This is a genomic window from Chitinophaga oryzae (assembly GCF_012516375.2).
Lineage (GTDB): Bacteria > Bacteroidota > Bacteroidia > Chitinophagales > Chitinophagaceae > Chitinophaga > Chitinophaga oryzae.
The window spans coordinates 3007398-3020965 of sequence record NZ_CP051204.2; the positions used below are offsets into that span (position 1 = coordinate 3007398).

11 protein-coding genes are annotated in these 13568 nt (G+C 54.2%); 5 read left to right on the plus strand and 6 right to left on the minus strand.

Annotated elements, in window-relative coordinates:
* Positions 1 to 37: 37 nt before the first annotated feature.
* Genes HF324_RS12570 through HF324_RS12580 form a run of 3 tightly spaced genes read left to right on the plus strand, consistent with a single transcriptional unit; the run spans position 38 to position 2845 of the window.
* Positions 38 to 1249 carry a hemolysin family protein gene (locus tag HF324_RS12570; RefSeq protein WP_246269519.1) on the plus strand — a complete coding sequence of 404 codons (1212 nt, stop codon included), beginning with the start codon at positions 38 to 40 and terminating at the stop codon, positions 1247 to 1249.
* Positions 1250 to 1260: 11 nt separating this feature from the next.
* Positions 1261 to 2124, plus strand: coding sequence for a pirin family protein (locus HF324_RS12575; protein ID WP_168859921.1), 864 nt, complete (start codon positions 1261 to 1263; stop codon positions 2122 to 2124).
* Positions 2125 to 2173: 49 nt separating this feature from the next.
* Complete coding sequence (locus tag HF324_RS12580) at positions 2174 to 2845, plus strand: MgtC/SapB family protein (RefSeq protein ID WP_168802805.1); 672 nt, start codon at positions 2174 to 2176, stop codon at positions 2843 to 2845.
* Positions 2846 to 2877: 32 nt separating this feature from the next.
* On the opposite strand, the gene HF324_RS12585 is transcribed toward HF324_RS12580, so the two are convergent.
* Positions 2878 to 3156 carry a hypothetical protein gene (locus HF324_RS12585; protein ID WP_168802806.1) on the minus strand — a complete coding sequence of 93 codons (279 nt, stop codon included), beginning with the start codon at positions 3154 to 3156 and terminating at the stop codon, positions 2878 to 2880.
* A gap of 277 nt (positions 3157 to 3433) precedes the next feature.
* Here HF324_RS12585 and HF324_RS12590 point away from each other — a divergent pair, with 277 nt between their 5' ends.
* Positions 3434 to 3610 carry a hypothetical protein gene (locus tag HF324_RS12590; RefSeq protein WP_168859583.1) on the plus strand — a complete coding sequence of 59 codons (177 nt, stop codon included), beginning with the start codon at positions 3434 to 3436 and terminating at the stop codon, positions 3608 to 3610.
* 3 nt (positions 3611 to 3613) lie between these two features.
* Complete coding sequence (locus tag HF324_RS12595) at positions 3614 to 4249, plus strand: hypothetical protein (RefSeq protein WP_168802807.1); 636 nt, start codon at positions 3614 to 3616, stop codon at positions 4247 to 4249.
* Between the two features lie 107 nt (positions 4250 to 4356).
* Here HF324_RS12595 and HF324_RS12600 read toward each other — a convergent pair whose 3' ends face one another.
* From HF324_RS12600 to HF324_RS12620, 5 genes are all read right to left on the minus strand, one after another.
* Positions 4357 to 5943, minus strand: a complete 1587-nt coding sequence (locus HF324_RS12600) for a beta-N-acetylhexosaminidase (RefSeq protein ID WP_168802808.1) — start codon at positions 5941 to 5943, stop codon at positions 4357 to 4359.
* A 68-nt stretch (positions 5944 to 6011) separates the two neighbouring features.
* Positions 6012 to 8939 carry a DUF4132 domain-containing protein gene (locus tag HF324_RS12605; RefSeq protein ID WP_168802809.1) on the minus strand — a complete coding sequence of 976 codons (2928 nt, stop codon included), beginning with the start codon at positions 8937 to 8939 and terminating at the stop codon, positions 6012 to 6014.
* Positions 8940 to 8957: 18 nt separating this feature from the next.
* Positions 8958 to 10091, minus strand: coding sequence for a VWA domain-containing protein (locus HF324_RS12610; RefSeq protein ID WP_168802810.1), 1134 nt, complete (start codon positions 10089 to 10091; stop codon positions 8958 to 8960).
* Entirely contained in the window at positions 10092 to 12461 is a 2370-nt protein-coding gene (locus HF324_RS12615; RefSeq protein ID WP_168859922.1) for a DUF5682 family protein, read from the minus strand.
* A gap of 15 nt (positions 12462 to 12476) precedes the next feature.
* On the minus strand, positions 12477 to 13556 hold the full coding sequence (locus tag HF324_RS12620) for an ATP-binding protein (protein ID WP_168859923.1): 1080 nt from the start codon (positions 13554 to 13556) through the stop codon (positions 12477 to 12479).
* Between the last annotated feature and the right edge of the window lie 12 nt (positions 13557 to 13568).

Genomic DNA, 13568 nt, shown 5'->3' on the forward strand with positions numbered 1-13568 from the left:
ATTAAATGGATTTTTTGTAGCGGCGGAATTTGCCATCGTGAAAGTACGTTCTTCACAGATCAACAGCAAAGGCGGCCTGAACAGGGCCACAGCAGCGGCCAAACACATCCTGGGCAATCTCGACGGCTATCTGGCGGCCACACAGCTGGGCATTACCCTCGCCTCCCTCGGCCTCGGCTGGGTGGGAGAGTCTGTGGTAACTACCCTGATACTCCGCCTGATGGACACCCTCCATATCCGGATGGCGGAAAGTACGGCGCATAATATCGCCGTTCCGGTCGCTTTTCTCACCATCACCATACTGCACATCGTTTTCGGTGAACTGGCCCCCAAATCGATGGCCATCCGCAAACCGCTGCCTACCACGCTGACGGTAGCCCTGCCGCTGCGGTTCTTTTTCGTGATTTTCCGGCCGTTTATCTGGCTGCTCAACGGCCTGGCCAACAGTATCCTCCGGCTGATCGGCCTGGCGCCGGCAGGCGAGTCAGAAATCCATTCTGAAGAGGAACTGAAACTCATCATCTCGGAGAGCCAGGAAGGAGGCGCCATCGAGGAAACCGAACGCGAACTTATCCAGAACGTGTTTGAATTCGACGACAGCCGCGTAAAAGAAATTCTGACCCACCGGAAAGACATTTCTGCGCTCGATATCACCAAACCCTTCGAGGAACTGATAGACCAGGTGATCAAAGACGGCTATTCCCGTTACCCGGTATACAGCAATACCCTCGATGAACTGAAAGGGGTTATTTATACCAAAGACCTCGTTAAAGGCGTCCTCGAAAAAACGCTGACCAACATACAGGATATCCTCAAACCCTGCTTCTACGTGCCGGATAGCATGAAAATCAAGGACCTGCTCCGTACTTTCCAGAGCCAGCGCCTGCAAATGGCCGTGGTGACCAACGAATTCGGCGATACGGAAGGTATCGTGACCATGGAAGACATCCTGGAGGAACTGGTAGGCGATATCCAGGACGAACATGACCAGGAAACGCCCATCGTAGAGAAAAAGGACGAAAACACCTACCTGGTGGATGCCCACGAATACATCGCAGATATTAATGAACTGCTGCCGGTACCGCTGCCGGAAAGCGAACATTATGAGACGCTCTCCGGTTTAATCAACTATATCCACGGTAACATCCCTAAAGAAGGCGAAGTATTGGTAATGGAAGATTATGAAGTGTTGATTCTCAAGATGTTCCGTAGCTCAGTTGAAAAAGCGCGTTTAAAGTTGATCCGATAAAAGATTGCCATATGGAAAAGAAAATCCTGCACGTCATCGAAGGCCGGGAAAAACACATCACCGACACCGAAGTAGTAAGACAACCGCTGCCTTCCATGCAGTTCCGCTTTGCCAGCCCTTTTATTGTGCTGCACCATATGCCGGCAAAATACTATGAGCCGGGCGCTCCGGCGGAACGGCTGCACCCGCATCCGCATCGCGGGTTTGCGCCGGTGACCTTCATGCTGCAGGGACAGGGCTATCATCGCGACAACGCAGGCAACGCCATGACCGTTACCGCCGGCGATGTGCAGTGGATGTTCGCCGGTAAAGGCATCCTCCACAGCGAAGGCCCCTCCGAAGATTTTCTCCGTAAAGGCGGCAACTATGAACTGCTGCAGTTATGGTTCAATGCACCCGCCGCCCGCAAAGGCGACGATCCCTACTATCAATATGTAAAAGGCGCAGATATGCCGCCCGTGGCGCAGGCCGACGGGGTGCAGCTGTCGCTCGTCAGCGGTGACTACGAAGGTAAAACCGGTCCGCTGCAAAACTTCACCCCCATCATCGCCATCTGGGGCAACATTAACGCCGGGAAGACTGTCACCCTCAAAGCTACGCCGGGATACTGGACACTGCTGTACGTGGTGGACGGACAACTCACGGTCAACGGCACGGCGGTTAATGGTTATCACCTCGTGATCTTCGACAAAGAAGACGCCGCTGAAGACATACAGATCTCCTGCAGTGAAACGGCCCGCATCCTTTATCTCTGCGCTGAACCGATCAACGAGCCGGTGGCGGCGAAAGACAACTTTGTCATGAACACGGCCACAGAAGTGGACCAGGCGATCGCGGATTATAAAAATGGGCTCTTCGGTACCCTGGAAGCGTAATTAACGTACAGCCATTCTCGTTACAGAATAATGCACTAACTTTAACAGTATGATCCCATGGACGGAAATACTGTTAAGGCTTGCGCTTGCCGCAGTGTTCGGCGGTATGATAGGGCTGGAACGGGAACGTAAAGACTGGGCTGCCGGTTTACGTACCCATATGATGGTGTGCGTAGGCGCTGCTCTCACCATGATGGTGTCCGCCTATGGTTTTGAAGATATTCTTGGCAGGCCGGACGTAGTACTGGACCCCTCCAGGGTAGCGGCGCAGGTCATCAGCGGCATCGGCTTCATCGGCGCAGGCACTATCCTATTTCTGAAAGAAGGGGTCATCAGGGGGCTTACCACTGCCGCAGGGCTCTGGACGGTAGCCGCTATCGGACTGGCCACCGGCGGCGGGATGTATTTCGCGGCACTGATCGCCACCATGATCGCACTGATTATCCTTTGGGCATTGCAACCCATCGAAAAAAGATTTCTCTCCCGCTTTGAACACAAAAGCATCCGCATCGTCACCTACGAAAGAAGTAAATCGGTAGAACTGATCGACAAGCTTTTCAACAACAACACATTCACCATCACCGCCTGTAATATTGAACAGACAGATACCCTCTTCCTGCTGAGTATTCGTTTCAAAAACCTGGATAAAGCCACCCTTGCCGCCCTGGTAGCGGATATTCAGGCAGACAACGGTGTGAAGGAAGTTTCCTGGAGCGCATAAAAAAGCCCTGACATTGTCAGGGCGAAAGTACGTTACATGATCGAGTCCTTTTTGTAGGTGCTATCCCGGTGATGTTTTTTCATGTCTTTCTTCATCTCTTTCTTCTCTTTCTTCGCTTTTCGCGCAGGACTGATAGTATCCCTCATCTTAGGCGGAAGGGTGTCCTGCCGCAGCTCCTGGTACCCGGCCTGTGCCACCAGCTCATCCTGGTTCATGGGATTAGCCTGTACGGTGCGGTCAGCGTTGCCCTGGAACAGAAAGAATACAAACAATACGATCATGAGTCCGATTGTAGCAGGAAGGTTCTTCATAAAATCTGTTTTTGTCTGAAAACAGGTGACCAATATCATGCTGAAATTTATAATCCCCCAAAGGATGACGATAAGCTATTGAGAATGACCTGTTGTGACAAGCAAACCCAAACATGATTACAGGGACCGGTCCGGCCCATAGTGTGGATTTTGACCGTCATTCAGGGGAACCGCCGAGACAATGGCGGAGCTGTAAAACCGCTGTCAGTCGCCAATACGCTACTAAGGCACTGCATTTGTGACCCTTCCTGTATTACTCACCTCAAAATACTGGTTTATGAAAAGTACAAGAAGTGAAAACACCCATCAGAGCAAGCAGATGCCTTTGAGCAAACTGCCCAAACCTGAAATCCGCGATAACCTCGACAGCCGTAAAAATGAAGAGCAGGATTTTAAAGGTTCAGATACCACCCATAATCGAAAGGAACACAAATCGGTCAAACACAAAAAATAAAGTATGTTGAAGCATATAAAATATTGGCTGGCATATGGCTGTTTAGCCGCCGGCTTCGCCGCCTGTAACCAAATGACAGAACAAAAGGCCAATCAGCAGGACCAGGCGAACGACACCACCAGAGCGCCCACGCCTGCGCCAAGGGAAGACAGGCCTACTTTTAAGCTGGATACAACGTATAAAGATTACCGCTTCAGCATCTCCACCCGGGGAGATGCCACACTGCGCAATTTGTATGTAGGCATCGGCACCATTAAAGATTCTACCCGGATGGATACCATCATTGAAAATGATATCAAGGGAAACGTCGGTGGGGTAGCAATGGCAGATCTCGACAAAGACGGTCAGCCCGAGGTGTATGTCTTTAGTACTTCAGGCGGCGCCGCCCTGAACGGAAGAGTATACGGCCTCGTCATCCAAAAGAAAGGAGCGCTGAAAATTAATACCAGTGAGATTGACACCCTAAATGTCAAAGACTACCAGGGAAGGGATTCCTTTTATGTTCAGCATAATGAGCTGGTACGTACATACCCCGCTTTTGAAGAAGGCCAGCGCAACACGCTGACAACGGATACACGTAAAACCATCCGGTACAAGCTGGTAAAATCCGGTAACGGCTATACGCTGAAAACCCAATAATTATTTGGGGATTTAGGGATTTACGGATTTTGGAATTTTGGGGACACATTTATTTGATCATTCCCAAAATCCCAAAATCCGTAAATCCGTAAATCCCCAAATTCCAGTTATCTGTGATAAACGATTCCTTTATTGCTCCAGCGGGCATAAAAGGTTTGCAACGCTTTCTCAAATGCTTTGAAATTCTTGTTGACGGGCAATGTCCAGCCGTCTTCCGCGTATGCTGCAATGCGGGGATATACTCTCTCTTCCATAGACACTTCATCAGGGATCCATTCTCCCCACATCTGGCAGCCCATACCCAGGATTTTACTATGATATTTGGCATCCAGCCCGGCGGGGATGGGGTCGAAGCTATATGCTCTTTCCAGTGGTATCTGTTCGTAGTTGTAATCGAGGTAGGTGGCGGCATGGTAGGAGTTGACCACATCGTATCCTTTTGATACGGCATCGTTGATCAGTTTCAGTTCTCCTTTCCAGAACTGTACAACCGTACCGGGGGCCAGTTGTGTGGTGCCTGCGTCTTTGCTGTCATTGTACTCATGGAGTTTGGCGCCCATGATCTCATTCCATCCCATCATCCGGCGCTGTTTACCGGCAAGGTAGGCAGAGATGCTGTTGGTGAAATAAATCTGCAGGTCGGCCGGAGTCGCCAGCTGATGTGCTTTCATATATGCCTGCACGTTGGCGTCGGCCTTCCATTGGTCGTATTTGACTTCATCACCCCCGATATGGACAACTTTGGAAGGGAAGAGCTGCATCACTTCATCCAGCACATCGTGCAGGAAAGAGACTACTTTCGCATCGGCTACATTGTATACGTCATAGTGTACGCCGAATTTCCCCGGGACCCTGATAGGTGTTTGTTTGGTGCCCAGCCAGGGGTAGGCCGCGATGGCTGCGGCAGAGTGGCCGGGCATCTCTATCTCGGGGACAACGGTAATATGACGGGCCGCTGCATAGGCGATGATATCGCGGATCTGTTCCTGCGTATAAAAGCCGTCATGCGGTTTGCCGTCGTAGGTGGTACTGTTCCAGCTGCCGGTCTGCGTAGAGTCGCGGTGGCTGCCCACTTTGGTCAGCAGGGGATACTTTTTGATTTCAATGCGCCAGCCCTGGTCGTCTGTCAGATGCCAGTGGAACGTGTTCATTTTCAGGAAGGCCATTTCATCCAGCAGTTTTTTTACGGCTGCCGCTCCTTTGAAATGGCGCCCTTCATCGAGCATAAAAGACCTCCAGCCAAAGCGCGGTTTGTCGTTTATCTCAACGCCGGCAATCACGTAAGCATTGTCTTTGTAACCGATCAGCTGTTGCAGGGACTGGATGCCATAAAACACGCCGGCATTGGTAGCGGCGGTGATGGTGGCTCCGGCAGGGGTGACTTTCAGGAGGTAGCCTTCCTTACCCAGGGTAGAGTCCAGCTTTTCGTCCAGTGATAAACGGATATAGTTGTGCTGAGCGGCAGGTTGTAACGGAAGCTTCAGTTGGGTACGGTCGTTAAGGGCTTCCTGGAGGTATTTAGCCTCTCCGGCACTTTTGCCACCGACGATGGCAGTAGTACCGGAGAGTTTGAAAACGCCGGTGGTGGTGGTTACCTGCGTTGGTTGCGGTATAAGGCGTTGTGCGTGCAACCTTTTGGCAGTCACGGCCAGCAACAGGCAACTGCTGATAACCATGGATTGAAATCTGAGCATATATGTATTTTATTGTTCACAAATCTAACGAGCGATAAAATACAAAAAAAATATCATATTTAAATGCCTCAGGCCACTTCTACCTTTTGCCGTGAAACCGCGATATCGGTGATCGCCTCGGAATAGAACACGGGCGGTACATGTCCTAGGGGCAGGAGGCAGTCGTCCGTTTCTTTATCCGGATTTCTGGACCAGCGCTGCCGCATCTTGGTTTTGTCTACGAAATAGAGGGTGCCCAGTTTGTACCGGAAACCTTCTTCTTTGTAGATGCTGCTCATTTCCACGATCACTTCCAGCTGGTTTTCGTCATCTGTTTTGTGATAGGCGTATACGTATTTGCCGTCGCTGCCTTCACTGAGCTTCCAGCCTTTCTGTTCCATGTGTTTATTGAGCAGGGTGCTTTCAAGCGCGATGTCTTCAAAATCATGTACGAGCGTAGTATCGGCCTGCTGCGGCGGAATGGCCGCCACGGGCCTGTCCAGCTGCGGAAACACGGCTTCGATGCCATCTTCGGCAAAGCGTTGTTTCCATTGGGCAAGCGCTTCGCTGCTGAGGTACAGCGGATGAAGCACGCGGATGGAAGCGCCGGCGGGAATCGTTACAGGTTGGCCGTGAAGGTCCGTCAGGCGGTTGGCATCGTGGCACTGGAACCCGGTAATCAGCTGGTCCTGTGCATCATACAGAGCCCAGAGTAACCGGGTGGCATATACGAACATAATGGGATGCTGCAGGAAGCATTGTTGCCATTGCGCGGGTTCCCATTTGCGCTGTACTACGAGAAAATGTTCCAGCCTGGCGGTCTGTAGCTTCACGGTTTCGGCAATGGCCTTGCCCAGCTGTTTGATAGCCTCTTTGGTATGGGCCGGGGTGGCCACCGGGATGGATTTCAGTTTCCTTTGTCTGTTATTGATAACAGCCGGTTTGAACTGCTGATCGATATACAGTTGATAGATATCTCCTTTTACTTCAAACGGCAGGAACATGCCTTTAAAGCCAAAGTCAGGCACGATGCGGTCGCCCAGCTCGTGCATGGTAATGCCCAGTTCTGCGGCGGCGTACTGCATACCGGCTAACGCGGCCGCTCCGATGTTGGCTTTGCGGACGCGGTATTTGCGGGACAGGTACTCCACTGTTTGCAGGGCCTGTTTGCTTCCGTGCAGCGCCAGTGCGCCAACGCCGTGTTCGGCCATGCGGAGCCTTTTTTCACTGATCCATTGGATGACGGCCTGCTCCAGCGTTGCCGCCAGCGCATCGTCACCGGTAAGGCCGGCCAGTGCCAGCAGGTATTTTGCTTTGGCGTCGCCGTTGCGCGACAGGTACAGTTGAAAGAGGTGCATGGCGAATTCGCCGCTGCGGGAGCGGTCTATCAGCCGCAGGAGCGGCCGCGCTTCGATATCGGGACGGAAATCGTTTACACGCGACATGCGGTAAAGGAGAAAACGCTTCATATCCTGGGTCAGCGCGGTGCCGTTGACCAGGTATGCCGGCGGCAGCGCGCTGTCGTCCAGCCATTTTTCAAGGGGACGGGAAAGCTTGAATCGCTTTTTCGCGAAAGTCACCAGCTGTTGGGCTGTGAGGACATCGTCGTCTTCTGCTAACGTCTGGCCGAGTGTTTCCAGCATCAGGTCGCGGGCGTCGTCGTTGATTTCCTGCTGGAGGGCCTGTTGCAGCAGCTGTTTGGCTTCGGGCGTATTGAGCCTGCAGAGTATCTGCACGGCGGTGAGCCGCTGTTCTGCTTTTTTATGCTGCAATAGCGCACCTGCACGTTCCAGTGCCTGCGGATGGTCTGCCAGTATAACGGCTACGAGGGTACGTACCGACTTCAGTTTGTGCAGGGTGAAATCCCAGAGCCTTTCGGCATACAGGGAGTCGTCCAGCTGCGTGAGCAGCGGGAAAATATGTTTGGCTTCGTAATCGTTGTCGATGGCTTTGAGCAACAGGGGAACGGACTGGTTGCCCAGCTCCTGCTGTACGAGCTGGAACACCTCCGGGTGCAGGTACTTCCGCTCGTCTACATAGGTGTCGAGACAGGAGAGCGCCTGTTGCCGGTCCTGGCGGAGCAGTTGCGCTACCGCCATCACATCGGGCGCCGGCAGCCGCGTTGCGCCGCCCATAGCGGCCTGCTGCTGTCGGAAGTCCTGGCTGGTAAAGCTGTTGTTGTGTTCCTGCAGGTAGGCGTAGGCTGCTGTCAGCAGCAGCGGGTCATATTGTTCCGGTTGATATTGTGCCAGCAGGTAGTAACCACACAGTTGCGCCGTATAATCCGGCAAAGTGGCCAGATGGGCGACAGACCTTTCTATCAGCGGCCGGTATTTGTCCGGGTTGAGCTGCAGCAATACCCGCGACAGCTCCACGTTGACAAACCCCTTGTCAGGCTGGTGAAGGATATGCTCCAGGTACTCCATTTCGCGGTCCGGGTGTCCTTTGGACAGGAGCCGGAAGAAGAGGGAGTTCCAGCCGTGTTCCCTCCAGGTACGCAGGTAGGCATCTACGGTAGGCCACTCGGCGCTTTTGATCAGGTCCTGCAAGAATTTGCGCAGCGGTGTGAATTTCAGCGGCGTCAGGTCGAAATTGTTGCCATCGCCGGAGTAGACGATCAGGATAGAACCGATTTCTTCGGTGGTGCAGCCTCTCTGCTGCAGGTAGTTGGTGAAGTAGCTGAAGCGCAGTACGATGGCCGATGCGGAACCTGGTGTGTCCAGCATGGGCACCACGCGTTGCAGGAAACGTTCCCGGCAATGCTGCCAGACGAGGGGATCGGCCAGCAATTGTAATACCAGCCGGTCGTTGTCATCCCATTGGTCGGGTAGTTTCAGCAGCTGTACAAAGACGCCCATTTCGCGGGCGGCCGTTGCATCGGTGCATACCGGCGGGTGAATGGTTTGCCCGGTAAGGAAAGCTACCCCGTCCTGCAGCAGCCCGGATTGGCCGCCGTCTTCATAAAGCTGTTGCTGTCGTTCGATAAAAGGTAGTATAGTTTCCTTAGTATATGGCATAAGGCTTAAATAGGTTCTTTATTTTTTCAGGACGATTTCCTCTCTGGCAGCCCATTGAGCGATGTCCTGTTTGCTCAGCGCCATGGCCATCATATCCGGAAATTTGTCGGGTGTGCAGGCAAATACCGGGATACCCAGCGTAGCAAGGAACTGTGCATTTTCATGATCATATGAGGGTGCGCCTTCATCATTCAGCGCCAGTAACACCACTACCTGTACGCCGCTGGCGGCCAGGTCGGTAAAGCGCTTGCGCATGCCGGCTTCATCGCCGCCTTCGAACAGGTCGGTAATGACTACCAGCACGGTATCCGCCGGCCGGGTAATCAGCTGCTGACAGTACTGCAGCGCCAGATGGATGTCGGTGCCGCCGCCCAGCTGTACGCCAAACAGCAATTCCACCGGGTCCTGCAGCTCTTCGGTCAGGTCGGCCACCGCGGTGTCAAACACCACCATTTTCGTTTGTACGGCAGGGATAGAAGCCATCACTGCGCCGAAGATGCCGGAGTAGACCACAGAGGTGCCCATAGACCCGCTCTGGTCAAGGCATAACACCACGTCTTTCAGCGCAGACCTCTTACGGCCGTAACCGATCAGCGTCTCTGGTATAACGGTTTTATATTCCGGTTGATAGTGCTGTAGGTTTTTCCGGATGGTCAGGTCCCAGTTGATTTCCTGGTGACGGGGCCGCCGGTTGCGGATGCTCCGGTTAAGACTGCCGGTAATGGCTTGTTGCATGGGCTGCGACAGCTTTTTGAGCAGTTCGTCCACCACTTTTTTCACCACCTGCCTGGCGGTGTCTTTGGTTTTTTCCGGGATCACGCGGCTGAGGGTCATCAGGGTGGCGACCAGGTGTACGTCGGGTTCTACGTTTTGCAGCATTTCCTTCTCCAGCAGCATGGAGGTGAGGTCCAGCCGTTTGAGGGCGTCTTTCTGCATCACCTGTACTACGGAGGACGGGAAATAACTGCGGATGTCGCCCAGCCAGCGGCTGACGTTGGGCGATGAGGCGCCCAGCCCGCCCCTGCGGTTGCTGTCGTAAAGGGCTTCCAGCGTTTTGTCTACCTGAAGGTCGGTTTTGTTGAGGGTAAAAGCTGTACCGTCATTATTATCGCCTCCCAGGATCAGCCGCCATCGTCGTATATTTTCTTCCATTTATTCTGCCTGGTTTTCAGGGTGAAAAAATCCCAACATCTTCATCACCACCGGGATGCCGAGGGCTGCCCGTGTATCGTCTATGCCGTTGGCCACGGTGGTTGGCGCCGGACCGCCATCGGTTCCTTTCCTCACTTTTTCCCCCAGCTTTTTTCTTTCCGGGGCGGTAAAGTTAGAAAAGGTGCGGCGTAATAACGGCAATATCTGCATGAAAATATCATTTTCCAACTGTCCTACCCAACTGCATACCATCTGCCAGAGGGTATCGTCCAGCAGCAGGAGGGTACCGCTGCCTTTGAGGAAGCCTTCCAGCCATGCGGCGGCCACGGCGGGTGCGTTGGCTACGGACATGGCTATACTGAAGCGGTTGAAAAGCATTTCGCTGTTCAGTATCTTAAAGTCGAACAGCAGGCGGGAGGCATACCCGGCGATCACCGGGGCCGACTGGCTGTTGGCCGAAATGGCCTGTAAGGTGTCTGTCCATGCGGTGGTCAGGTGGGCGTGCTGTAACAGGTTGATGGCATCGTTCATGGCCTGAAACTGTTCCAGCAGTTCCAGCGCGGCGTCTTCTCCCACAGCGGTGCATGCGGCGGGTAAACTGATACATACCCGGCTGATCATGCTTTCCACGATGTTCAGCACCAGGTCTGCGTCTGTTTTACGCACGTTGCCATAGCGGGTGATGTTGACCAGCGATGGTATTACTTCCAGCAGTTGCAGCACATCGCCCGCGGCGGCGGCGAGGTTGTTGATCCGCAATATGAGGGCGTCCACCACTTTGGGCAGTTCTGCCGGCAGTGCGGATTCCAGCATCCGGCAAACTTCCCGGAGGGTCGCTGTTTTACCGGATACGTCCAGGATATATTGTGTCGCCGCTTCAAGTACGGTATTGCCCCAGCTGCCTTTTTCAATGATGTCTACAGAAAATGACGGGTCCCACTGCAGGCGCCATTGTTCCTTAAAGGTGCCTTTGCCGGAGGTTTGCTGCCGGTCGCCCCAGCGGATGCCCAGCAGTTCCAGCCGGTGCAGGAAGATACTGCGGTCCAGGTCTGTGTCTTTACGGAGGTCGAGCACATAGTCTTTAAAATCCGCTGTCTGCGGCAGCCGCAGCTTTTTCTGCAGCCGCTCGATGTCGGCCTGCAGTGGTGGTTTAGGGATGTCGGAAGGCACCTGCCCGATGCGGTTGCTGACGATCAGTTCGTCCTGTATCAGTTGCATCAGCACATCTTCCCCGTTGCACAATACGCTGAGGGTGGCCTCGTTGAGTTCTTCGAGGCCGGGCCTGGAGTATTGCCGCAGCGATGCCAGTGCGTTGGCCAGCCGTACGGCTTCCAGCACATGGGCAACGGAGGTGTCTTTCTGCTGCTCGCGGAACAGTTTGGCTACCAGCGCCATCCAGCGGGTACCGTCGTCGGCGGGATGGTCCCATACATGCTGGTACCATCCGGGAGAAGGCACACCGGCGCCATAGCCGCTGTCGTAACTCAAACGGCTATACGTCCAGGGTATCCAGGTACAATCAATTTTAACTTTTGGCAGTCCTTTCAGCAGGTCGTTGTCTGCTTTCTGCGTGGGCATATTTTTCAGGGCAGGCGCGTGCCAGGCGCCGCATATCACCGCAATGCGGGTATGCATTTCTTTTTCCGCCTGCCGTATCATTTTGCGCATCCAGGCTTCGCGCAGCCGTTCCATGCGGCTATCGCGGGAGGGTAGTTCGTCGCGCAGGGCGCCCATGGCGTCGCTCACGGCCTCAAATATCTGGTCGTCCTGTTGACGGTATTCGAACATATGCTCCCACCATCTTTCGCCGTCGTCATGCCCTGCGGCATGGGCGAGGTAGGCGATGGGATCATGCCGGAAGGCGGCCGGGACGAGTTGTTGGACCGGCAGGTCTTCATCATCGCTGTCGGCTACGGCTACCAGGTCGGGTCCTCCGGGGAGGGAGCGGACTTTGGCGTTGGTTATTTCCGGCGCGGGGTCATCTGTTTCCGCGGAGGGTTGTTCCGCTGCTTCCTGTTGCTGCAGGCCTGCGGCGGCTTGTTTTTCTTTCCCGATGGCAAAAACATGTGTGAGCGGCAGGTCCATAAACCGTACGGGGATATGCTGCCGTTGGGCATAGCCGATAGCCTGCCATTCGGGGGAGTATTCGGCGAATGGGTAAAAGCAGGAGTGCTGCGGGTTATCGGGCTGGTACACCAGTATGGCCACCGGTGGTTTCAGCGCTTCATGGCCGGCCCACGAAAGGATGCTGTCAGCTTCCGGCGGGCCTTCCACCAGCACAATATCGGGTTGCAGCGCTTCCAGGAAGTTTTTGACGTTCCTGGCAGAGCCGGGCCCATGGTGCCGGATTCCAAGTATATGAACAGACATGATTACACGGTTAGGTTATTGCAAATCGCGGCAGGCACGGTATACATCTTTCCACTCATCGCGGGTTTTGACAACAGTCTCCAGGTATTCCTGCCACACCAGTTTATCCTGCACCGGGTCTTTCACTACGGCGCCGATGATACCGGCGGCGAGGTCGGCGGCGGTGAGGCGGCCGTCGCCGAAGTAAGCGGCGAGGGTTAAACCATTATTGACAACGGAGATGGCTTCAGCGGTGCTGAGCGTGCCTCCGGGCGATTTGATTTTTGTTTTGCCGTCTTCCGTCACCCCGTTGCGCAGTTCGCGGAAGATGGTGACAATGCGGCGTATTTCTTCCAGCGCGGGTTTTTCGGCGGGCAGCTCCATCACTTTCTCAAAGCTTTCCACTCTTCTCTTTACGATGTCGATCTCTTCTTCCATGGTGCCGGGAACGGGCAGTATCACGGTATTAAAACGGCGTTTCAATGCACTGGACAGGTCGTTGACGCCTTTGTCGCGGTTGTTGGCCGTGGCAATCAGGTTGAAGCCTTTGGCCGCCTGTACCTCGCTGTTCAGTTCCGGGATGGGCAGTGTTTTTTCAGAGAGGATGGTGATCAGCGTGTCCTGCACGTCGGCGCCGATACGCGTCAGCTCTTCAATACGGGCGATTTTACCTTCCTGCATGGCGCGCATGACCGGCGTTTCCACCAGCGCCTGGCGGGAAGGGCCTTCTGCCAGCAGGCGGGCGTAGTTCCAGCCATAGCGGATGCTCTCTTCGCTGGTGCCGGCGGTACCTTGTACAATGCGGGTGGAATCGCCGCTGATGGCGGCGGCGAGGTGTTCGCTGACCCAGCTTTTGGCCGTGCCGGGCAGTCCGTACAACAGCAGGGCGCGGTCGGTGGCCAGGGTGGCGACAGCAATTTCCATCAGTCTTTTGCTGCCAATGTATTTAGGGCTCACCTCAAATCCGTTTTTCAGTTTACCGCCGATCAGGTAAGTCACCACGGCTTGCGGCGACATCAGCCAGTTATGGGGCCGTTTGCCGCTGTCCTGTTTTTTCAGCTCTTCCAGTTCGGTGGCGTAGAGTGCCTCTGCGTGTTGGCGTAAGGTGTCAGACATGGTATATCGTAA

What these genes read in the sequence shown, in the direction of transcription:
- HF324_RS12575 (WP_168859921.1), top strand. Translation starts at nt 1,261, where the DNA reads ATGGAAAAGAAAATCCTGCACGTCATCGAAGGCCGGGAAAAACACATC.
- HF324_RS12580 (WP_168802805.1), top strand. Translation starts at nt 2,174, where the DNA reads ATGATCCCATGGACGGAAATACTGTTAAGGCTTGCGCTTGCCGCAGTG.
- HF324_RS12585 (WP_168802806.1), bottom strand. Translation starts at nt 3,156, where the DNA reads ATGAAGAACCTTCCTGCTACAATCGGACTCATGATCGTATTGTTTGTA.
- HF324_RS12590 (WP_168859583.1), top strand. Translation starts at nt 3,434, where the DNA reads ATGAAAAGTACAAGAAGTGAAAACACCCATCAGAGCAAGCAGATGCCT.
- HF324_RS12595 (WP_168802807.1), top strand. Translation starts at nt 3,614, where the DNA reads ATGTTGAAGCATATAAAATATTGGCTGGCATATGGCTGTTTAGCCGCC.
- HF324_RS12600 (WP_168802808.1), bottom strand. Translation starts at nt 5,943, where the DNA reads ATGCTCAGATTTCAATCCATGGTTATCAGCAGTTGCCTGTTGCTGGCC.
- HF324_RS12605 (WP_168802809.1), bottom strand. Translation starts at nt 8,939, where the DNA reads ATGCCATATACTAAGGAAACTATACTACCTTTTATCGAACGACAGCAA.
- HF324_RS12610 (WP_168802810.1), bottom strand. Translation starts at nt 10,091, where the DNA reads ATGGAAGAAAATATACGACGATGGCGGCTGATCCTGGGAGGCGATAAT.
- HF324_RS12615 (WP_168859922.1), bottom strand. Translation starts at nt 12,461, where the DNA reads ATGTCTGTTCATATACTTGGAATCCGGCACCATGGGCCCGGCTCTGCC.
- HF324_RS12620 (WP_168859923.1), bottom strand. Translation starts at nt 13,556, where the DNA reads ATGTCTGACACCTTACGCCAACACGCAGAGGCACTCTACGCCACCGAA.